This window comes from Nocardioides marmoribigeumensis, assembly GCF_031458325.1.
GTDB classification, from domain to species: Bacteria; Actinomycetota; Actinomycetes; order Propionibacteriales; family Nocardioidaceae; genus Marmoricola_A; species Marmoricola_A marmoribigeumensis.
Map to the genome: position 1 here is coordinate 2,482,870 of NZ_JAVDYG010000001.1, position 20,864 is coordinate 2,503,733.

The 20,864-nt window shown below is 73.4% G+C and carries 19 protein-coding genes and 3 tRNA genes; 6 read left to right on the plus strand and 16 right to left on the minus strand.

The genetic code is table 11. From position 1 onward, the window contains the following. Positions 1 to 40: 40 nt before the first annotated feature. On the minus strand, positions 41 to 2,707 hold the full coding sequence (locus tag J2S63_RS11850; protein ID WP_310302273.1) for an SCO7613 C-terminal domain-containing membrane protein: 2,667 nt from the start codon (positions 2,705 to 2,707) through the stop codon (positions 41 to 43). Positions 2,708 to 2,846: 139 nt separating this feature from the next. Between J2S63_RS11850 and J2S63_RS11855 the strand changes: the two genes are divergently transcribed. The 3 genes from J2S63_RS11855 (at position 2,847) to J2S63_RS11865 (ending at position 6,071) form a co-directional block, all read left to right on the plus strand. Next, entirely contained in the window at positions 2,847 to 4,655 is a 1,809-nt protein-coding gene (locus J2S63_RS11855; protein ID WP_310302276.1) for a glycoside hydrolase family 15 protein, read from the plus strand. Between the two features lie 30 nt (positions 4,656 to 4,685). After that, entirely contained in the window at positions 4,686 to 5,279 is a 594-nt protein-coding gene (locus J2S63_RS11860) for a SatD family protein (RefSeq protein WP_310302278.1), read from the plus strand. A gap of 75 nt (positions 5,280 to 5,354) precedes the next feature. Further along, a complete protein-coding gene (locus J2S63_RS11865) occupies positions 5,355 to 6,071 on the plus strand; it encodes a hypothetical protein (protein ID WP_310302281.1) in 717 nt (238 codons plus the stop codon). Positions 6,072 to 6,160: 89 nt separating this feature from the next. Here J2S63_RS11865 and J2S63_RS11870 read toward each other — a convergent pair. The 4 genes from J2S63_RS11870 to soxR form a co-directional block, all read right to left on the minus strand. After that, positions 6,161 to 6,237 (minus strand) — tRNA-Phe (locus J2S63_RS11870). A gap of 43 nt (positions 6,238 to 6,280) precedes the next feature. Next, a tRNA-Asp gene (locus J2S63_RS11875) sits at positions 6,281 to 6,354 on the minus strand. 87 nt (positions 6,355 to 6,441) lie between these two features. Beyond that, positions 6,442 to 6,514 (minus strand) — tRNA-Glu (locus J2S63_RS11880). Between the two features lie 27 nt (positions 6,515 to 6,541). After that, positions 6,542 to 6,985: a redox-sensitive transcriptional activator SoxR gene (gene soxR, locus J2S63_RS11885; RefSeq protein ID WP_310302283.1), complete on the minus strand. Its 444-nt coding sequence runs from the start codon at positions 6,983 to 6,985 to the stop codon at positions 6,542 to 6,544. A gap of 117 nt (positions 6,986 to 7,102) precedes the next feature. On the opposite strand from soxR, the gene J2S63_RS11890 reads away from it, so the two are divergent. Beyond that, positions 7,103 to 7,453, plus strand: a complete 351-nt coding sequence (locus J2S63_RS11890) for a metallopeptidase family protein (RefSeq protein ID WP_310302286.1) — start codon at positions 7,103 to 7,105, stop codon at positions 7,451 to 7,453. 5 nt (positions 7,454 to 7,458) lie between these two features. On the opposite strand, the gene J2S63_RS11895 is transcribed toward J2S63_RS11890, so the two are convergent. From J2S63_RS11895 to J2S63_RS11935, 9 genes are all read right to left on the minus strand, one after another. Then, positions 7,459 to 7,884, minus strand: a complete 426-nt coding sequence (locus J2S63_RS11895; protein WP_310302289.1) for a phage holin family protein — start codon at positions 7,882 to 7,884, stop codon at positions 7,459 to 7,461. Between the two features lie 10 nt (positions 7,885 to 7,894). Further along, a complete protein-coding gene (nhaA, locus tag J2S63_RS11900) occupies positions 7,895 to 9,088 on the minus strand; it encodes a Na+/H+ antiporter NhaA (RefSeq protein WP_310302293.1) in 1,194 nt (397 codons plus the stop codon). Positions 9,089 to 9,211: 123 nt separating this feature from the next. Beyond that, on the minus strand, positions 9,212 to 11,215 hold the full coding sequence (gene acs, locus J2S63_RS11905; RefSeq protein WP_310302296.1) for an acetate--CoA ligase: 2,004 nt from the start codon (positions 11,213 to 11,215) through the stop codon (positions 9,212 to 9,214). A gap of 126 nt (positions 11,216 to 11,341) precedes the next feature. Beyond that, on the minus strand, positions 11,342 to 13,084 hold the full coding sequence (locus J2S63_RS11910; protein ID WP_310302298.1) for a monocarboxylic acid transporter: 1,743 nt from the start codon (positions 13,082 to 13,084) through the stop codon (positions 11,342 to 11,344). Continuing rightward, positions 13,081 to 13,461: a DUF485 domain-containing protein gene (locus J2S63_RS11915; RefSeq protein WP_310302301.1), complete on the minus strand. Its 381-nt coding sequence runs from the start codon at positions 13,459 to 13,461 to the stop codon at positions 13,081 to 13,083. Before J2S63_RS11915 ends, J2S63_RS11910 begins: the two co-directional genes overlap by 4 nt. 166 nt (positions 13,462 to 13,627) lie before the next feature. Beyond that, the gene (locus J2S63_RS11920) at positions 13,628 to 15,181 is read right to left on the minus strand and encodes a sodium/solute symporter (RefSeq protein ID WP_310302304.1); all 1,554 of its coding nucleotides are present in this window, start codon (positions 15,179 to 15,181) and stop codon (positions 13,628 to 13,630) included. Further along, the gene (locus J2S63_RS11925) at positions 15,178 to 15,564 is read right to left on the minus strand and encodes a DUF485 domain-containing protein (protein WP_310302307.1); all 387 of its coding nucleotides are present in this window, start codon (positions 15,562 to 15,564) and stop codon (positions 15,178 to 15,180) included. Before J2S63_RS11925 ends, J2S63_RS11920 begins: the two co-directional genes overlap by 4 nt. Next, a complete protein-coding gene (locus J2S63_RS11930; RefSeq protein WP_310302309.1) occupies positions 15,561 to 16,280 on the minus strand; it encodes a LytR/AlgR family response regulator transcription factor in 720 nt (239 codons plus the stop codon). Before J2S63_RS11930 ends, J2S63_RS11925 begins: the two co-directional genes overlap by 4 nt. A 70-nt stretch (positions 16,281 to 16,350) precedes the next feature. After that, a complete protein-coding gene (locus tag J2S63_RS11935) occupies positions 16,351 to 17,493 on the minus strand; it encodes a sensor histidine kinase (RefSeq protein WP_310302312.1) in 1,143 nt (380 codons plus the stop codon). Positions 17,494 to 17,538: 45 nt separating this feature from the next. Between J2S63_RS11935 and J2S63_RS11940 the strand changes: the two genes are divergently transcribed. After that, complete coding sequence (locus J2S63_RS11940) at positions 17,539 to 17,748, plus strand: SPOR domain-containing protein (RefSeq protein ID WP_310302314.1); 210 nt, start codon at positions 17,539 to 17,541, stop codon at positions 17,746 to 17,748. 3 nt (positions 17,749 to 17,751) lie between these two features. Here J2S63_RS11940 and J2S63_RS11945 read toward each other — a convergent pair whose 3' ends face one another. Beyond that, positions 17,752 to 18,648, minus strand: a complete 897-nt coding sequence (locus tag J2S63_RS11945; protein ID WP_310302317.1) for a class I SAM-dependent methyltransferase — start codon at positions 18,646 to 18,648, stop codon at positions 17,752 to 17,754. Between the two features lie 49 nt (positions 18,649 to 18,697). On the opposite strand from J2S63_RS11945, the gene J2S63_RS11950 reads away from it, so the two are divergent. Next, complete coding sequence (locus J2S63_RS11950) at positions 18,698 to 19,426, plus strand: oxidoreductase (protein WP_310302320.1); 729 nt, start codon at positions 18,698 to 18,700, stop codon at positions 19,424 to 19,426. Positions 19,427 to 19,700: 274 nt separating this feature from the next. Here J2S63_RS11950 and J2S63_RS11955 read toward each other — a convergent pair whose 3' ends face one another. After that, positions 19,701 to 20,516 (minus strand): HAD family hydrolase, encoded by an 816-nt coding sequence (locus J2S63_RS11955; protein ID WP_310302323.1) that lies wholly within the window; start codon positions 20,514 to 20,516, stop codon positions 19,701 to 19,703. Positions 20,517 to 20,864: the final 348 nt, after the last annotated feature.

Here is a 20,864-nt window from a genome sequence, read left to right on the forward strand (position 1 = left end):
GTCCCCTCCGTCGTCTGCGCCGTCGGCCCGGGCGGGGCCGTCAGCGCAGGCCGTCGACGTAGCGGCGCAGACGCTCGGCGTCCTTGAGGCGGTGCTCCCAGGTCGCCCCGACCACCAGCAGCAGCACGCCGCCCACGGCGAAGACCAGGAACGGTCCGACCAGCAGGGCGACCGGCGCCACCATCCGCAGCACCAGCACGGTGCCGACCGCCGCACCCCACACGAACGGCGCGGCCCAGCGACGGCTCGTGCCGAGCAGCACCAGGCCGAGGCAGACCAGGCCCAGGAGCAGCGCGCGCAGCGAGACCGGGTCGGCCAGCACCCACAGCAGCGAGGGCACGAGGGCCAGGCCCAGCCCGGAGCTCCAGGCCCGCATCGTGCCGGCGGCGGGGTGCTGCCGCAGGTGGAACCAGCCCACCACCAGGAGCACGAGCGCCGAGGGGACCGTGTAGGCCTCGGGCTGGTGCACCCCGATGTCGGACAGGCGCACCCAGCTGGCCGCGGTGAGCAGCACGAAGGCGGCCCAGCCGGCCACCCGTCGCCGCTCCTCCCGGGTCAGCGACACGATGGAGGCCACGACCCCGGCGACGGTGAGGTGGACCGAGGTCCACGGGGCCTGGAGGTCCAGCGGCGAGAAGACCATCACGCCGACCACCGCGGTGAGGGCCGCCGCGGCGATCGTGCCCACCTCGACCCCGACGACCGGGTCGGTCCAGGGATCGCGAACCGGATGCTCGCCGCTCCCCTCGGTGTCGGCCAGCCCCCGCAGGACCACCCAGGCGCCGAGGGCGAGCAGGACCACCAGCGCGGCCCAGTCCCCACGGACCTCGAGCAGCGAGGTGCCCGCCCACAGCCCCAGGGCGCCCAGCGGCCCGAGCACGAGCCCGCCTCCCCACGCGGCCCAGCCGCCCAGGGCGGGGCTGCGGTGGTGGAGGGCGGCCAGGCCGCCCAGGACGAGGCAGGCCAGCAGGGTCAGCCACTCGTCGTACGCCGAGAGCGTGAGCGCCAGCGCACCGAGCGCGAAGGAGCTCCAGGCGGCGGCCGCCTGGGTCATCCGCGGGTGCCCGCGCAGGCCGTCGATGCCGACGCGCAGCGTGGTCAGCAGCATCACCGCGAGCAGGGCGACCACGGGGGTGCGCAGGACCAGCAGGCCGCCGTGGACCGCCACGATCGCCGAGGTCTCGGACACGCGGCGCACCTGCTCGGCCGAGGGTCGTGACCCGGTCGCGGCGCGGTGCACGGCGAAGCCGGTCACCACCAGCACCAGCAGCGCCGCGGGGAGCACCCAGGGGGCGGCCAGGCCTCCGACCGGCGGGTCCAGCCGTCCGGTCAGGGAGCCGTCCCAACCCTTCTCGACCGCGGCGGCGAAGGCCCTGAGGCCTGCGACGAGCAGCTCGAGGCTGTGGGCGACGAGCACCGGCACGGTGACCAGCAGCCCCGATCCGGCGGCCCGCACCCAGGGCAGCGGGCCGGTCGCGAGGACGACGGCGAGCACGAGCGTGGCCACCGCCATGACCAGGGCGAGCGTGGTGCCCGACTCGTCGAAGGCCGGCGCGGTCAGCAGCACGGTCAGCGGGGCGACGGCGACCGCGAGGGCGGTCACCCGCGCCGCGCGGAGGCCGGGCAGGAGGGCCGGCAGGGCGGCGTACACCGCGGCGGCCAGGAGCGGCAGCCCCGAGCCGCCCCAGACGCCGGCGAGGGTGAGGTCGTCGAACACGCGCTCCAGCGCGGTGCCGGCCAGCGCCAGCCAGGCCGCGACCGTGACCAGCGCGATGCCGGCGGTCTCGGCCTGCATCGGCAGGAGGCGTCGACGCCGCGGGGTCCTGCCGGGCTCGGGGAGCGGGAGGAAGGCGGAGTCGGAGGGGCCGCCGGGCACGAGCTGCCCGAGCAGGCGGGCCATGACCGCGAGGAGGGCGACGAGCGGGACGGCGACCACCAGCCGGCCGGCGGTCGAGCCCCAGCCACTGTCGGCGATGCCGCCGGCCACGCACGCGGCCCCGAGGGCCGCCACGACCTCGCCGGAGACCAGGCGCCCGGCGCGGGTCCGGGTCAGCGCGAGCGCCGAGGTCGTGCCCGCGACGAGCAGCACCGTGCCCAGCACCAGGGACATCTGCGCGCCGTTGCCCGGGTGCAGCCAGCCGGCGTCACGGGCGGCGAAGACGTCACCGGCCACGAGCCCCAGGCTCACCAGCCCCAGCGCCTCGGTCGCGCCCCGAAGGTCACGACGGGCCAGCTCAGCGGTCACCGCGCTGGTGGCGAGGGTCAGCAGCACCAGCACCACCGCCCGACCGTCAGGACCCAGCGCGGCCCAGGTGACGGCGAAGAACAGGGAGATCGCGACCAGCAGGGTGAGGGCGCCGAGCCCGAGCAGCACCTGCGGCACGCTGGACGCCCGGACCGCGGGACGCGGGGCCGGTGCCGACGGGAACGGCGCCGGGCCACCGGGGGGTGCCGGCTGGGGCGGCAGGCCCGGACCACCGGCTCCCACCGGCACGCGGGTGCCGGGGGTCGGCGCGCCGGCGGGGACCGGCGCCGCGCTGCGGGATCGCATCTGCACCAGCACGCTGTCGGCGTCGGTGAGCAGGGTGAACAGCCGCTGACCCAGCTCGCCGCTCAGGTCGAGGCGGCACGCGGGGCACAGCAGGCTGCCGGGCGTCAGGGTGGCGCGGCAGTCGGGGCAGCGCGCGGGGTCGGCGAACCTGGTCATGGCTCCATCAAGCCACACCCGCGCGTGCGCCTGCGTGCGCCACCCCACTCACCTGGTGTGAGTGTGCGTACTCATCCGCGCACCTCCGCTCACCCGGCGATCGCGCCCCGGGTGACCGTCCCTCGGCTAGCGTCGCAGCATGGCACTGCCGATCGAGGACTACGCGATCATCGGCGACCGGCACACCGGCGCGCTGGTCGGCCTCGACGGGTCGGTCGACTGGCTCTGCCTGCCTCGCTTCGACTCCGCCGCCTGCTTCGCGGCGCTCCTCGGCGAGCCCGAGCACGGTCGCTGGCTGATCGGGCCGGCCGATCCGGACGAGGTCGAGACCACGCGGGCCTACGAGGGCGCCACCACCCACCTGGTCACCACGTTCAGCGGACCCACCGGCACCGTGACCGTGCACGACTCGATGCCGCGCGGTGACCGCCGCGCCGACCTGGTGCGCACCGTCACCGGGGTGTCCGGGTCGCTGCGGCTGCGGCACGAGTGGGTCGTGCGGTTCGCCTACGGCGCGGTCCGGCCCTGGGTGCGGCGCGCCCACCGGGCCGACGGCGAGGAGGTGATCGTCGCGGTCGCGGGTCCCGACCAGCTCGTGCTGAGCGGGCCCCGGCTGCCCACCGCGACCGACCACCGGCACGCCGACGAGCTCGAGGTGCACGAGGGCGACGTGCTCACCTTCGCCCTCACGTGGGCGCCCTCGTGGCACCCGGTGCCGGACGTGCTCGACTCCTTGGCCGTCGTACGCCGGGACGGGGAGGAGCAGGAGCGCTGGGCCGAGCCCTGCGCCCACGACCTGCCGCACCGCGACCTCGTGGTGCGCAGCCTGGCCACACTCCGGGCGCTCACCCACGTCGAGACCGGCGGGATCGTGGCGGCGCTGACGACCTCGCTGCCGGAGGACTTCGGAGGGGAGCGCAACTGGGACTACCGCTTCTGCTGGCTGCGCGACGCCAGCCTGACCCTCACCGCGCTGCTCGACGCGGGCTACACCGAGGAGGCTGAGGCCTGGCGCCGGTGGCTCGTCCGCGCGGTCGCCGCCGAGCCCGCCGACCTGCAGATCATGTACGGCGTCGACGGCTCCCGCGAGCTGCCCGAGCGCGAGCTGGACCACCTGCCGGGCTACGCGGGGTCGCGGCCCGTGCGCATCGGCAACGGCGCCGCCGCGCAGCTGCAGACCGACGTCTTCGGCTCGATGATGATCGCCTTCGACACCGCCCGCCGGGCCGGTCTCGAGGAGGACCTCAACTCCTGGCGGATCCAGTGCGCGATGCTCGACCACCTCGCCGGGGCCTGGCGCGAGCCCGACCACGGGATGTGGGAGGTGCGGGGTCCGCGGCAGCGGTTCACCCACTCCCAGGTGATGGCGTGGGTGGCGTTCGACCGCGGGGTGAGGGCGGTCGAGGAGCTGGGGCTCGAGGGGCGCGTGGATCGGTGGCGGGAGGCGCGCGACGCGGTCCGGGCGGCGGTGCTCGCCGACTGCGTGGACCCCGAGCGGGGCTGCTTCGTCCAGCACCCGGGCACCACCGAGGTGGACGCCGCCCTGCTGCAGGTCCCGATGGTCGGCTTCCTGCCCGGGGACGACCCGCGGGTCCTGGCCACGATCCGCGCGGTGGAGGAGGACCTGCTCCGCGACGGGCTGCTCCTGCGCTACCGCACCGGCAGCGGCGTCGACGGCCTGGCCGGGGACGAGCACCCGTTCCTGGCGTGCTCGTTCTGGTTGGTGGACGCCTACGTCCTGGCGGGGCGCACCGACGAGGCCGCCGAGCTCCTCGACCGTCTGGTCGGCCTGGTCAACGACGTCGGCCTGCTCAGCGAGGAGTACGACGTGGCGGGGGCCCGCATGGTCGGCAACTTCCCGCAGGCCTTCAGCCACCTGGCGCTGGTCCGGTCGGCGATCTCGCTGCGCCGCGAGCGGGCGTCCGACCCGAATTCAGCCCAGCGCTGAACTTCGTAGAAGTTCAGCTATGATCTGAACATGTATGCGGTCATCGGTGACCTGGTCGGCTCCCGGCAGGCCGGCGACCGTGCTGCGATCCATCGGGCGCTGGTCGCCGCGCTCGCGGCCACCAACCGCCTCGTCCCCGCCGAGCAGGAGCTCGAGCCGACGGTCGGCGACGAGTTCCAGGGCGCCTACGCCCGGCTCGTCGACGCCGCGCACGCCGCGCTGCTGGTGCGGCTGCACCTGCTGCCCCAGGTCGACGCGCGCGCCGGCATCGGTCAGGGCGACGCGCGGACCCTGGACGCCGCCCGCACCCCGCGGATCCAGGACGGCCCGGCCTGGTGGGCCGCGCGCGAGGCCCTGGTGCACCTGGGCAGGCCCCGTCACTCCGCGCTGCGGACGTGGTACGCCGGCGAGGGCGCCGACGCGGAGAACGCCTATCTCACGTGCCGCGACGGCCTGGTCGAGCGGCTCAACGAGCGCAGCCACCGCATGCTCGCCCTCGCCCTCGCCGGCCGCACGCAGCGGGAGGTCGCCGAGGCGGAGGGCGTCTCCGCCTCGGCGGTGTCCCAGGCCTTCGCGCGCGGCATCGGGGCCGTCCGGGACGCCGAGCGGCTGCGGCGCGGTTGACCCGCGGCGGGCGGCCCGGGCGGGTCGCCGTCGCGCCTGACGCCCGACGTCGGTGGTGGCTGCTAGACCGGACGCATGACGGAGGTCGGGGTGTGGTTGCTCGTGGTGGGTCTGGTCGACCTCGTCCGCGCGGCGCGCGACGTCACCCGCTCCGGCCGACGCCTGCTGATGGCGGTGCTGGGCGTGCTGCTCCTGGCCGGGGCGGTCCTCGCCTACGCCCCCTCCGTCCGGGTGGGACTGCTCGACCTGGCCGTGTGGAGCGCCGCGTTCCTCAGCTGGCTCCTCGGCTCGGCGGTCGCGCTGTCCACACGCTCCGCCCGGGCCCGCGTGGTGGCGTTCGCCGGGTGGGCGGTCGGGCTCGCCTGGTCGCTCCTCGCCGGAGGCCGCCTGGCCGCCGCGCTCCCGGCGCAGGTGGAGGGCCCTCTCTCCTCGGTCTCGCCCGACCGGCTGGTGCTGGTGCTCGGGGTGCTGGTGGCCCAGCTCTCGACGGTCAACCTGCTCGTGCGGCTCGTCCTCGACGCCGTCGGGGTCCCGGCCGCGACCAACGAGAAGTCGCTCAAGGGTGGCCGGCTGCTCGGGCCGATGGAGCGGCTGCTCATCGTCGGCCTCGGCCTCGCCGGCCACGTCACGGCCGCCTCGATCGTGGTGGCGGCCAAGGGCCTGCTGCGCTTCCCCGAGCTGCAGCGCGGCGCGGCGACCAGCGGCCCGAGCGACGTGACCGAGTACTTCCTCATCGGCTCGTTCGCCAGCTGGCTGCTCGCGCTGGGAGGCGTGGCGCTGTGCGCCTGGTGACCCGCGTCGAGTGAAGCCGAGCGCTTCACTCGGCCCGAGTGAAGCCCTGGCATGGAACGAGGACCGCCTGGTGGGCGGTCCTCGTGGGCTGGTGGCCAGGGGCGGGGTCGAACCGCCGACCTACCGATTTTCAGTCGGTCGCTCGTACCAACTGAGCTACCTGGCCTAGCCGCGAACAGCCGCTCCGGAAAGGGAACGGCTGGTCGTCGCGACCCCGACGGGACTCGAACCCGCGGCCTCCGCCGTGACAGGGCGGCGCGCTAACCAACTGCGCTACGGGGCCTGGTGGTGCCCTCCACGCGGGAGGACGGAGGGAACTCTAACAGTTGCGGCTCCCACCTCCGAATCGGGGGCGGAGCCGCAGAACGAGCACCCCCAACGGGATTCGAACCCGTGCTACCGCCGTGAAAGGGCGGGGTCCTGGGCCGCTAGACGATGGGGGCCCGTCCCGCGGACGGGACCGGCACATCCTAGCCAGGCTCGAGCTCGACGGCGCCCGGGCCTCGGGCGGCCTTGGCGTCGTCGGGGTTGTGCAGCGCGCAGGACCGCAGGCTCAGGCACCCGCAGCCGAGGCAGCCGTCGAGCCGGTCGCGCAGGCGCTCGAGCCGCTCGATCCGGGCGTCGAGCAGGTCGCGCCAGCTCGCACTGAGCCGGGTCCAGTCCCGCTTGGTGGGGGTGCGGTCGTCGGGGAGCGTGGCCAGCGCCCGGGCGATCTCGTCCAGGCTGAGCCCGACGGCCTGCGCGGCGCGCACGAAGGACACCCGCCGCAGCGTCGCCCGGGCGTACCTCCGCTGGTTGCCGGCCGTCCGCCGCGACGCGATGAGACCGAGCTCCTCGTAGTACCGGAGCGCGCTCGGGGCGACGCCGGACCGCGCCGACAGCTCGCCGACGCTGAGCTCGCCGCGACCGGTCATCGAGACCTCCGGGGTCAGACGTCACGTGGACGTGAGGTCGTCCCATCGTCGCACGACGACCCGCACCGCCGAGCCGGGCGCCGCCGGCCTCACCAGGAGCCTGGGACACTGGCTCGCATGATCGAGATGGGGCGCGAGCGGTTCGAGGAGCTGGTCTCCGACGCGCTGGACTCCGTCCCGGGGGAGCTGCTGGACCTGGTCGACAACTGCGTGGTGCTCGTCGAGGACGAGCCGCCGCCGGACGACCCCGACCTGCTCGGACTCTACGACGGCATCGCGCTGACCGAGCGCGACAGCAGCTACACGATGGTGGCGCCGGACCGGATCTTCCTCTACCGCGGTCCGCTGACCCGGATGTGCGGCTCGGAGGACGAGCTGGTCGACGAGGTTCGCATCACCGTGGTGCACGAGATCGCCCACCACTTCGGCATCGACGACGACCGCCTGCACGACCTCGGCTACGCGTAGGGGCCCTACTTCTTGCGGAGCAGGGTGTCCTTGGTCTCCTGGGCCTGGTGGATCGAGCGCTCGGGCGGGCGCACCTTGGTGATCCTCTTGTAGCCCACGAAGCCGAGCAGGCCCGCCACGAGCAGGTAGACCAGCACGACGATGCCGTAGGACCACACCAGGCCGAGCCCGGTCAGGTGCACGAGGTAGACGAAGAAGAACGACAGCAGGATCACCGCGAGCAGCGCGACGAACCCGGCGGCCGCGAACAGCGCGATGCTCAGGCCGCCGAGCCTGACGCTCACCTTGACCTCGGACTTGAGCAGGGCGATCTCCTGCTTGACCAGCGAGGAGAGGTCCTTCTGCGCCGAGGTGATCAGCTGGCCGATGCTCGGCTCGACCTCGGTGTCGACCTCAGCAGCCGGGCGTCGTGCGGGTGCGTGCTCGCTCATGCCGCGAACACTACCCAGGCGAGCCCGCGTGCACGCGGTTGCGGCGGCGCAGGATCACCGCGGCCAGGGCGGCGCTGACCACGGAGCCGGAGAGGACGGCGGTCTTGGCTGCCTCCGCCTCGGCACCGGTGAAGGACAGCTCGGCGACGAGCAGGGCCACGGTGAAGCCGACGCCGGCGAGGACCGCCACGCCCACCAGGTCGCGCCACTGGAGGTCGCCGAGCTCGGCGCGGGTGAGCCGCACGGTCAGCCAGGTGCCGAGCAGGACGCCTGCCGGCTTGCCGAGCACGAGGCCGGCGAAGACGCCGAGGACGACCGGGTCGCGGACCAGGTCGCCCCCGCCGTGCACGGCCACGCCCGCGGACATGAGGGCGAAGAACGGCACGGCCAGGCCGCTGCTGAACGGGGTGAGGGTGTGCTCGAGCACCTCGGCGGGGGAGCACTCCTCACCCTCGTCGGGCACGACCCTGGTGAGCAGGCCCATCGCCACGCCGGCCACGGTCGCGTGGATGCCGCTCTCGTGGGTGGCCCACCAGATGCCCAGGGCGAGCGGGACGTACCACAGCCACGACTCCCCGCGGATCTTCTGCAGGACGGCGAAGACCCCCAGGCCCACCAGGGCCGCGCCGACGGCCAGGAGGTCGATCGAGGAGGTGTAGAAGACCGCGATGATGACGATCACGACGAGGTCGTCGACCACCGCCAGCGTGAGCAGGAACGCCCGGAGCGAGCTGGGCAGCGCCCCGCCCACGACCGCGAGCACGGCCAGGGCGAAGGCGATGTCGGTCGCGGCCGGGATCGCCCACCCCCCGGAGCGGCCCTGGTCGAGCGTGGTGTTGAGGACCAGGTAGACCGTGGCCGGGACCAGCACGCCGCACACCGCGGCCACCGCGGGCACGGCGGCGTCCGAGGGCCGGCGCAGCGAGCCGACGAGCAGCTCGCGCTTGAGCTCGAGGCCCGCGACGTAGAAGAACAGGGTCAGTGCCCCGTCGGCCGCCCAGTGCTCGAGGTCGAGCGGCCCGAGCTCGAGGTGCCGCAGGTCGTCGTACGCCTGCGACCAGGGGGAGTTGGCCCACAGCACGGCGACCACCGCCGCGACGAGGACGACCGCACCGCCGATCGTCTCCTGCCGCAGCAGGTGACCGAGGAAGGTCTCCTCGTGGGTGCTCGGGCGGGGGAGCAGCGGGCGACGGGTGCGGCTCACGGGTTCCTTCGGGGTCGGCGACCGGACGCCGACCAGACTTCCCGGCACACCAGCCCGAGCGTGACCGGGCCTGTCGAGATCATCCCAGATCCCGACAGGCCCGACCGACGCGGCCCGGGGGACCTACTCGTCGCCGGACTTGCCGCCCATGCCGTCGGAGATCAGGTCCATGACCGTGGAGTCGGCGAGGGTGGTGACGTCACCGACCTCGCGGTTCTCCGCCACGTCCTTGAGCAGGCGACGCATGATCTTGCCGGAGCGGGTCTTGGGCAGCTCGGGGACGACCATGATCTGGCGCGGCTTGGCGATCGCGCCGATCTCCTTGCGCACGTGGTTGCGCAGCTCCTCGACGATGTCCTTGCCGCCGTCGCCCGCGGACTCCCGCAGGATGACGAAGGCGCAGACCGCCTGGCCGGTGTCCTCGTCCTTGGCCCCCACCACCGCGGCCTCGGCGACCTTGGGGTGGGAGACCAGCGCAGACTCGATCTCGGTGGTGGACAGGCGGTGGCCCGAGACGTTCATGACGTCGTCGACCCGGCCGAGCAGCCAGATCGCACCGTCGTCGTCGAGCTTGGCGCCGTCCCCGGCGAAGTAGGTGTCCTCGAAGCGGGACCAGTAGGTCTCCTTGAACCGCTCGTCGTCGCCCCAGAGCGTGCGCAGCATCGCGGGCCACGGCTCCTTGAGCACGAGGTAGCCGCCCTGGCCGTTGCCCACCTCCTTGCCCTCGTCGTTGACGACCGCGGCGACGACGCCGGGGATCGGTGCCATCGCGGAGCCGGGCTTGCCGGCCGTGACGCCCGGCAGCGGGCTGATCATGATCTGGCCGGTCTCGGTCTGCCACCAGGTGTCCACGACGGGGCAGCGCTCGGCGCCGATGACCTCGCGGTACCACATGTAGGCCTCGGGGTTGATCGGCTCACCGACCGACCCGAGGAGGCGCAGCGAGGACAGGTCGCGCTGGTCGGGGATCTCGCGGCCCTGCTTCATGAACGAGCGGATCGCGGTGGGGGCGGTGTAGAAGATCGTGACGCCGTACTCCTCGATGATCTGCCACCAGCGGCCCTTCTCCGGGGAGTCGGGCGTGCCCTCGTACATCACCTGCGTGGTCGCGTTGGCCAGCGGGCCGTAGACCATGTAGCTGTGGCCGGTCACCCAGCCGACGTCGGCGGTGCACCAATAGACGTCGGTCTCGGGCTTGAGGTCGAAGACCGCCCAGTGGGTCCAGGAGGTGCCCACGAGGTAGCCGCCGGTCGTGTGGAGGATGCCCTTGGGCTTGCCGGTGGTGCCCGAGGTGTACATGACGTAGAGCGGGTGCTCGGAGTCGAAGAACTCGCACTCGTGCGCAGGTGAGGCGGAGTCCACGACGTCGTGCCACCAGACGTCGAGGTCGTCGTTCCACGCCACGTCCTCACCTGTGCGCTTGACCACGAGGACCTTCTTGACCAGGTCGTCGCGCTCCTCGGCGACCTTGGCGACGGCCTCGTCGACGGCCGGCTTGAGGGCCGAGGGGGCGCCGCGGCGGTAGCCGCCGTCGGAGGTGACGATGACCGACGCCTCGCAGTCGAGCACCCGGCTGGCCAGGGCGTCGGAGGAGAAGCCGCCGAAGACCACCGTGTGGATCGCACCGAGCCGCGCGCAGGCGAGCATCGCCACCGCGGTCTCCGGGATCATCGGCATGTAGATCGCGACGCGGTCGCCCTTCTGCACGCCCAGGTCGGTCAGCGCGTTGGCGGCCCGGCAGACCTCGTCCTTGAGGTCGGCGTAGGTGATCGTGCGCTTGTCGTCGACCGGCTCGCCCTCCCAGTGGAAGGCGACGCGGTCACCGAGACCCGCCTCCACGTGGCGGTCGACGCAGTTGTACGCCGCGTTGAGCTTGCCGCCCACGAACCACTTGGCGAACGGCGGGTTGCTCCAGTCGAGCACCTCGTCGAACGGCTCGGCCCAGTCCAGCCGCTCGGCCGCCTTGGCCCAGAACGCCAACCGGTCCTCGGCCGCCTCGTCGAAGGTCGCCTGGGTGACGTTGGCATTCTCCGCGAGCTCCGTGGGCGGGTCGAAGGTGCGGTCCTCCTGCATCAGGTTGGACAGCGTCTGGTTCGTCTGGTTCGTCTCGCTGGACTCGTCTGACATGCGCGCTCCTCGTGTGTGGTTCGAGCGGTGTGACCGGGCTCTCTTCCGACCCTAGCCACGGGGGGATGGACGAAACAGGGGCCGGCCGCGCCCGCGGACTCGCGGGCGCGGCCGGACGGGGCCGGATCAGTGCGCGACGGCGCCCTCGGCGCCCGCACCGGTGAGGGAGCGGACCTCGAGCTCGTCGAACTCCTGGACCGCCTCGCGGTCCTTCGTCGTGACGGTGCCGAGGAAGCCCAGCAGGAAGCCGATCGGGATCGACACGAGGCCGGGGTTCTCCAGCGGGAACCACGAGATGTCGACGCCGGCCGGCAGCAGGGACAGGTTGGCCCCGGTGACCGGGTCGGTCTTGCCGGACATCACCGGCGAGAACAGCACCAGCCCGAGGGAGCTGATCAGGCCGCCGTAGATGCTCCACACCGCGCCGCGGGTGTTGAAGCGACGCCAGAACATGTTGTAGAGGATCGCCGGCAGGTTGGCCGAGGCGGCGACCGCGAAGGCCAGCGCCACGAGGAAGGCGATGTTGAGGTTCTGCGCGGGGATGGCCAGCCCGATCGCGATCGCGCCGAGCACGAACGCGGTCGTCTTGGCGACCTTGATCTCCTCCTTGTCGGTGGCCTCGCCGCGGCGCAGCACCGAGTTGTAGAGGTCGTGGGCGACCGAGGTCGACGAGGCCAGGGTCAGCCCGGCCACCACGGCCAGGATCGTCGCGAAGGCGATCGCGGCGATGACGGCGAGCAGGATCGCGCCGCCCGTCGTACCCTCGCCGCCGCCGACGGCCTGGGCCAGCAGCGGGGAGGCGAGGTTGCCCTTGCTCTCGACCACCTTGGCCATGTCGTCGCCGTTGAGCAGGGCGCGGGCGCCGAAGCCGAGGACGAGGGTGAACAGGTAGAAGGTGCCGATCAGGCCGATCGCCCAGAGCACCGACTTGCGCGCGTCGCGGGCGGTCGGGACGGTGTAGAAGCGGATCAGGATGTGCGGCAGGCCGGCGGTGCCGAGCACCAGGGCGAGACCGAGCGAGAAGAAGTCGAGCTTGCTGGTCATGTTGAGGCCGTACTTCAGGCCCGGCTCGAGGAACTGGCCGGCCGTCGCGGCCTCCGGCTTGCCCGCCGCGGCAGCGGCCGCGTTGGCGCCCTCGGCGTAGCGGTCGCCCGCGGTGCCGAGCAGGTCGGAGAGGTTGAAGCTGAACTCCTTGAGGACCAGCACCACGATCACGGCCGAGCCGACCATGAGCAGGCAGGCCTTGATGATCTGCACCCAGGTCGTGCCCTTCATGCCACCGACGGTGACGTAGAAGATCATCAGCGCGCCGACCCCCACGATCGTGAAGTTCTTGACGCCCTGGTCCTCCACGCCGAGCAGCAGCGCGACGAGCGCGCCGGCGCCGACCATCTGCGCGAGCAGGTAGAACACCGAGACGACGACGGTGCTGACCGCGGCCGCCGTGCGGACCGGGCGCTGGTGCATCCGGTAGGCGAGCTGGTCGGCCATCGTGTAGCGGCCGGAGTTGCGCAGCAGCTCGGCGACGAGCAGCAGGGCGACCAGCCAGGCGACGAGGAAGCCGATCGAGTAGAGGAAGCCGTCGTAGCCCGCCAGCGCGATGGCGCCGGAGATGCCGAGGAACGACGCGGCCGACATGTAGTCGCCGCCGATCGCGAGACCGTTCTGGAAGCCGGAGAAGTTGCGCCCGCCGGCGTAGTAGTCGGCCGCGCCGGACGTGGACCGGCTGGCCCACACGGTGACGCCGATGGTGGCGAGCACGATCGCGCCGAAGAGCAGGGAGGTGAACAGCTGGTGGTCGGTGCCACCTGACTCCGCTGCCTTGGCGGCGACGTGCGGGAGCGCGTGCGCGACGGACAGGGCGCTCATCGACGCTCACCCCGCTTGGCCTCGTACTCCGCGTTGAGCTTGTCGGCCAGCGGGTCGAACTGGTGGGCCGCGTGCGTGGAGTAGAGCCACGCGATGCCGAAGGTGGTCACGAACTGCAGCAGCCCCATGACCAGGCCCAGGTTGATGTTGCCGAGCACCTTGGTGCCCATGAAGCCGGGCGCCCAGTTGGAGAGGGCGACGAACAGCAGGTACCAGACCAGGAACGCGATCGTCCACGGGAAGACGAAGGCGCGGTAGCGCCGGCGGAGCTCCTGGAAGTCCTCGCCGGCCGCCAGCTCGGCGTAGAGCGGGTCGTTGGGGTCGGCGTGCGTGTGCAGGCGCGCCGCACTGCGCTCGGGAGGCATCGCTTGGGTCACGGGTGACAGCCCTTCTGTGGCTCACGGGGTCGACCACCGGCGGGAGGCGGCGACGTGAGGTGGCTCACGCTAGGAACGCGCGGCGGACGTCGGCGAGAGGCGGGCGGTCACCAGTCGGCGGACGGACCGCGGCGTCGGTCAGCGGTCGCGCAGGCGCGACGAACGGTCAGCGCAGGGCGGGACCGCGGTCGAGCGGCAGGGCCTCGGGCGTGTGCAGGCGCACCATCGTGGTGTCGACGTGCAGCGGCACCCGGTGGGGGGTCAGCCAGGACACGACGACCATGGCGGCGAACGCCAGGGGCGCCGACCACGCCGCCGGATGGGTGAGCAGGACCCCGAGCCAGCCGCCGTGGGCGGTCCCCAGCCAGGTGTCGACGATGGCGACTCCGGCGGCGGCGCCGCCCACGGCCATGCCCGCGAGCGCGCCCGCGTCGGTCAGCCCGCGCCACCAGATGCCGAGCAGGATGAGCGGGGCGAGCGTCGAGGCGGCGAAGGCGAACGCCAGGCCGACCGCCTCCGCCACGCCGACGCCCTGCACGGCGAGCGCGACGAGCAGGGGCAGCGCGAGGGCGACGACGGCGGACGCCTGGAAAGGGCGCACACCGGCACGGGGGTCCCGCACGGTCGTGGCGGCCCGTCGCCGCTGCAGCTCCTGGCTGAGCACGCCGGCGACCGCGACGGTCAGGCCGCCCGAGGTGGAGAGGAACGCCGCGAACGCGCCGGCCGCGGTGAGCGCCGACAGGGCGGTCCCGAGGTCCCCGCCGACCATCCGGCCGGGCAGTGTGAGGACCACCGAGTCGGCCTTGCCGGCGGCGACCAGGTCGGAGGCGTAGAGCCGGCCGAGGGCGGCGTACACCGGGGGCAGGACGTAGAACAGGCCGAGCAGCACCAGCACCACCAGCGTCGTGCGGCGGGCCTGGCGGCCGTCGGGGTTGGTGTAGAAGCGGACGACCACGTGCGGCAGGCCGACGGTGCCGAGGAACGTCGCCACGATGATGGAGTACGTCGAGTAGAGACCTGGGCCGACCGACCCGCCGGAGGTGGCGGCCGGGTCCGCCCAGGCGGCTCCGCCCACGCCCTCGGCGGGGCTCGGGGCGCCGTCCCCGAGCCACACCCCGAGCAGGAACAGGACGGGCACGAGCAGGGCGGAGAGCTTGAGCCAGTACTGGAACGCCTGCACGAACGTGATGCTGCGCATCCCTCCGAGCAGCACGTTGCCGAGCACGACCGCGCCGACGACGGTGGCGCCGGGCCACGGCTCGGTGCCGGCCACGATGCCCAGCGCGAGGCCGGCCCCCTCGAACTGCGGGATGAGGTAGAGCGAGCCGAGGGCGACCACGAGCAGGGCGGTGAAGCGACGCACCTGCAGCGACTCGAGCCGCGCCTCGGCGAAGTCGGGGACCGTGTAGGCCCCCGAGCGCCGGAGCGGCGCGGCCACGAGGGCGAGCATCACCAGGTAGCCGCCGGTCCAGCCGATGGGGTACCAGAGCATGTCGGACCCGAAGGCGAGCACGAGCCCGGCGACCCCGAGGAAGGAGCCGGCGGAGAGGTACTCCCCGCCGATCGCACTGGCGTTCCACCCGGGTCCGACCGACCGCGACGCGACCAGGAAGTCGCTCGTGGTGCGCGAGAACCGCCACCCGTAGGCGCCGATTGCGAGCGTCACCACCGCGACCAGGGCCACCGCCACGATGCCGGCCACCGACTGCGTGTCGTTCACGCCTCGTCCTCCGGGTGGACCAGGGAGGTGAAGGTGGCCTCGTTGGCCTCGGCCCGCCGCACGAAGAACCAGCCGGCGACCACGAAACCGGGGTAGGCCGCGAACGCGAGGACCACCCACGGCAGGGGGACCCCGAGCACGATCACGCGGCTCAGGCCGGGCAACCAGGCGAAGAGCAGGGGGAGGGCACCGGTCACGAGCAGCACCGTGCCCAGCACGCCGCCCGCGAGCCGCAGCTGGGCGCGGAGCAGCGAGCCGAGGTAGACCGAGCCCAGGGAGGTGCGCCGGTCGATCTCGGAGGTCAGCGGCGCCGGTCGCTGGCGGGCCGCGCCGGCGGACGTCCGGGGGCTGGTGACCCGCACCCGCCGGGGCGGCTGGTTCACCGGCTTCCGCCCGACCGGCGCACGAGCAGGTCGCGCACCTCGCGCGCGTGCCGCCGCGAGACGACCAGCTCCTCGTCGCCCACCAGCACGATCACGGTGCCGTTCTCCACGCGCACCTCGCGCACGTGGGCCAGGGCGACCAGCGTCGAGCGGTGGATGCGCACGAAGCCGGCGTCGGCCCACTCGGCCTCCAGCCTGGCCAGCGGGATGCGCACCAGCGGGTTCCCCTGCGGGGTGTGCAGACGGGTGTAGTCGCCGTGTGCCTCGACGTAGCGCACCTCGCCGCGCCGCACGAACCGGGTGACCCCGCCGACCTCGACGGCGATCGGCTCCTCCTCGCCCGGCGCCGCACCCGGCGCCTCGATCGCCCGGCGGATCGCCTCGGCCAGCCGGGTCTCGCGCACCGGCTTGAGCAGGTAGTCGACGGCCCCGACCTCGAACGCCTCGACCGCGTGGGCGTCGTACGCCGTCACGAAGACGACCTGGGGCGGCTCGCGGAAGCGCCGCAGCACCTGGGCCAGCTCGAGCCCGCTGAGCCCCGGCATGCGGATGTCGGAGAGGACGAGGTCGACCTGGTGCTCCTGGAGCAGGCGCAGGGCGTCGGCGGCCGAGTCGGCGACCAGGACCGTGCCCACCCGCTCGTCGCGCTCGAGCAGCCAGCCGATCTCGTCGAGGGCGGGGCGCTCGTCGTCGACGGCGAGCACGGTCAGGCTCACGTCTCCACCGCCTTCGCTGCGCCCGGCGGCGGAGCCAGGCGTGAGTCGGTGGCTCGCTCGCTGCGCTCGCTCACGCGTGCACCCCCGCCGCGAACTTGGGCACCCGCAGCGTCACCTTGGTGCCGGCTCCCAGCGCCGTCTCGACGACCAGGCCGTACTCGTCGCCGAACGCCGAGCGGAGCCGCCCGTCGACGTTGCCGAGCCCGACCGAGTCGCTGTCGGAGGTGCCGGCCAGCACCTGGCGGACGTGCTCGGGGTCCTCGCCGACGCCGTCGTCCTCCACCGAGATCACCGCCTCCTGGTCGCGGTTGACCGCGACGATCTCCACCAGCCCGGGGCCCTCGCGGGACTCCAGGCCGTGGCGGACGGCGTTCTCCACCAGCGGCTGGAGGCAGAGGAACGGGACGGTCACCCCGAGCACCTCGGGGTCGACCTGGAGGCTCACGCGCAGCCGGTCCCCGAAGCGGGCCTGCTCGAGCACGAGGTAGCGCTCGATCGACCGCAGCTCCTCGGCCAGGGTCGTGAACTCGCCGTGACGGCGGAAGGAGTAGCGGGTGAAGTCGGCGAAGTCGAGCAGCAGCTCGCGCGCCTTGCCCGGGTCGGTGCGCACGAACGAGGCGATCGCGTTGAGCGAGTTGTAGATGAAGTGCGGGCTGATCTGCGCGCGCAGCGCCCGGACCTCGGCCTCCATCAGCCGGGTGCGGCTGGCGTCCAGCGCGGCGAGCTCGAGCTGGCCCGAGACCCAGGCCGCGACCTCCTCCACCGCGCTGAGCAGGCCGGCGTTGGCCCGCACGGTGAAGACCTGGACGGTGCCGACCACGACGCCCTCGACCACGAGCGGGCACACGACCGCGGCGGCGACCGGGCAGGGGAGGTCCTGGCACTCCACGTCGCGCCGTCCGAGGACCACGGTCTGGTGGGGCCGCCCGCGCGCTGCGGCCTCGGCGTGCTCCCGGTGGTGGTCGAAGTCCCCGGACCAGGCCATCACGCGACTGTCGTCGGTGAGGACCAGCGAGGCGCTGCCGACCAGCGAGCGCAGGTCGTCGACCGACCGCTGCGCGGCCTGCTCGGTGAGGCCGCCGCGCAGGGCCGAGGCCGTGCGCAGCGCGGTCCGCAGCGCCCGCAGCGTCGCCCGGTCGGTGTCGCTGCCGAGGTGCGAGCCCCACCGTCCGCGGCGCCACCGCCGGCGCCGTGGGGTGGGCGGGCTGGTCACGCGCTCACGATAGGACGCCGCCCAGCGCTCCCCTAGGGTTTGCGCATGGCCGACACCGGACCCGTGCACTTCCTGTCCTCGGAGGACGCCGACGAGCTCGCCAAGGCGCTGAAGGCCGAGGGCTACCGCGCGGAGGGGTCGCCCGTGGACGGCCCCGGCGACGTGCGCTGGGAGCTGCGCGTCACGCCGTACGACGACGGGGTGGCCGCGCTCGTCGACGTGTACGGCGGGTGGATGCCCGAGGAGACGCCCTAGCCGTCAGCGGAAGTCGATCAGCGTGGTCGCCGGGTCGTCCTCGTGGGGCACGGCCGTGGCGGACGGGCCGTCGGGCCCCTGCGCGTCGCGGACGGCCCGGGCCGCCTCGGTCAGGTCGCGGCTGTGCTCGGGCTCCTCGATGATGCCGCGCGGTCGCACGACGGCGCGGAAGCAGCGGGTGAGGTAGGGGAGCAGCAGGCCGTCGGGGCCGCGGTCGTAGGCGTCGAACAGCTCGTCGACCTTGCGCAGCAGGCGGTCCTGGGCCATGGGGTCCATCACCGCGACGTAGGAGCGGGACAGCACCAGCTCGCGCAGGTCCTGCTTGCGCAGCGGCTGCCAGTGGCGGAACGTCTCGGTCTCGACGTAGCCGAAGAGGCCCGAGGAGATGAGCACCTCGGCCCAGTCGGTGTCGTCCGGCGGCTCGCCCAGGAGGGCGGTCAGCTTGCGCACCCACGGCACGCGCTCGTCGCGCTGGTTCCACACCAGGGCGATGCGGCCCTCGGGCTTGAGCACCCGGGCGATCTCCTTGAGCGCGACCGGGTGGTCGAACCAGTGGAAGGCCTGCGCGGCGACCACGGTGTCCACGCTGCGGGTCGCGGCCGGGATCTGCTCGGCGGGGGCCTGCGCGACCCGCACGTCGGGGTGCTGCTCGACGAGGTGGTCGAGCATCTCCTGCAGCGGGTCGGTGGCGAGCACGTCGTGGCCGAGCTCGAGGAGGCGCGCGGTGAGCTTGCCGGTGCCGGCGCCGAGCTCGATGACCGAGGAGGGACGGGTCCCGACCAGCCAGCGCGCGGCCTCGACCGGGTAGCCGGGGCGGGAGCGGGCGTACTCGTCGGCCACGAGGGCGAAGGAGGTGCGCTGCTGGTCGCGGGCGGCGCCGGGGCGGGAGGAGGAGTCCATGTCGGCGCCCAATCTACCCCGCGGCGAGCCGGGTACTAGCCTGCCGCTCATGCCCGACGCGACCCCTGACCCCCTCGCCGCACTGGCCTCCCTGGAAGGCGTCGGCTCCGCGATGGCGGGCACCCGGGACGGCATCGACGCGATGCTCCGCGACCGCGGGCTCCGTCGTACGACGGCCGACCTGACCGGGGAGTCGCTGCTCCGCGGCGCGCACGCGAGTGCGGTCCTCGAGGGGTCCGCGTCGTCGCTGGAGGAGTCGCGCGCCGGGTCCGGCGACGAGGTCGCGACCGCCGCGCTGCGGGTGTCCACCGAGCTGATGTCGCTGCTGCCCGTGCTCGAGCACTCGCCGCTGCAGGTGCTGGTGCGGCTGCACATGACGGCCGCCAAGGGCTACGTCGTCGACGAGGACCTCGGCCGTCCCCGGGCCGACGTCGACCGCGGCCGCCTGCGCAGCCTGGCCTCGGTGCTGACCGGCCGCACGTCCGCGCCGGGCCTGGTGGTCGCCGCGGTGGCGCACGCCGAGGTGCTCACCCTCGCGCCGTTCGTGTCCCACAACGGCATCGTCGCCCGCGCGCTCGAGCGGCTGGTGCTGGTCGCCCGCGCGGTCGACCCCACCTCGCTCACCGTCCCGGAGGCCGGGCACCTGGCCAACCGCCCGCAGTACGAGTCCAACCTCCGCGGCTACGCCCAGGGTGGCCGCAGCGGCGTCCACGCCTGGCTGCTCTACGCCGCCGAGGCCTACGCCGCCGGCGCCGAGGCCAGCCCGCTCAAGGGCTAGGCGGGCACCCTCGGGGGCTCCGCACGCAACAGTGGGCGGCGCTCCCGGAGGAGTGCCGCCCACTGACACACAGGACCTCGGGCTACCAGGCGTGCACCATGTACGTCGCCCGGGGGATGTCCCCGGTGCTGACGGCCTCAAGAAGGTCGGTCACCGCGTGGGTACCCAGCCCATGTGTGGGTCTGTGTCGAGTTGTCCGTGCCTCATTTGTACGCCGGAGCGGGGGGCCGGACAAGGCTTGACATCGCCCCCGGGACCCGGGTGGGCGTGTCGGTCAGGCTCCCGCGCCGTCGAGCCGCCGGCGCACGGAGAGGTAGATCGCGCTGCCGACCACGACCGCCGTGCCGACGCCGAGGGCGGTCATCGTGGACCTGCTCCCCGGCAGCTTCATGCGCGCGCCGAGCGCGACCGGTCGGGTGAAGGAGAGGACGGGCCAGCCGCGGCTCTCCGCGACCCGGCGCAGCTCCTTGTCGGGGTTGACCGCGTAGGGGTGGCCGACGACCTCGAGCATGTGCACGTCGGTGATGGAGTCGGAGTAGGCGAAGCTGCGGTCGAGGTCGTAGCCGCGGCGGCGGGCGAGCTCCTGGATCGCGGTGGCCTTGTTCTCGGCGTAGGCGTAGTACTCGATGCCGCCGGTGTAGCGACCGGCCTCCACCGCCAGACGGCTGGCGATGACCGCGTCTGCGCCGATGAGCTCGCCGATCGGCTCGACGATCTCGGAGCCGCTGGCCGAGACGATGATGACGTCGCGGCCCGCGAGGTGGTGGTCCTCGATCAGGCTGACCGCCTCGTCGTAGACGATCGGGTCGACGATGTTGTGCAGGGTGTCGGCGACGATCTCCCGCACGCTGTCGACGGGCCAGCCGGTGACCATCTGGGAGAGGAAGCGGCGCATCTTCTCCATCTGGTCGTGGTCGGCGCCGCCGACGAGGAACATGAACTGCGCGTAGGCGCTGCGCAGGACCAGGCGGCGGTTGATCAGGCCACGGGCGTAGAACGACTTGCTGAACGCGAGCGCGCTGGACTTGGCGATGATCGTCTTGTCCAGGTCGAAGAACGCCGCGGGACGGCCGAGTCGACGGGTGCTCACAGCTTCCAGTGTGCCGGGTCGTCCCCGAGCCCGGACCACAACCGTCGCATCCGTCACACGACGCGCGCCGCGACAGGGCCACCTTTCCTATCCGCAGCGCGGCGAGTTCCGGTACTATCCCGTTCGATGCACCGCGCCGGGTCTCCGCGAGACTGACCCGGCTCGGACGCACCCAGCGATCCCCCCTCGCTGGTCGTGATCCGGGTCGATCCCCCCTGATCCGGATGACTGTGGGCCCCTGGCTTTCCCCCCTCGCCAGGGGCCCGCTCATTTTTCCTCCGCGCCCCCGGGCCGGTCCCCGTCCACAGGGCCCCGGGTCCCGTGCGTCGTGCACAGGCGTCGCCCCGC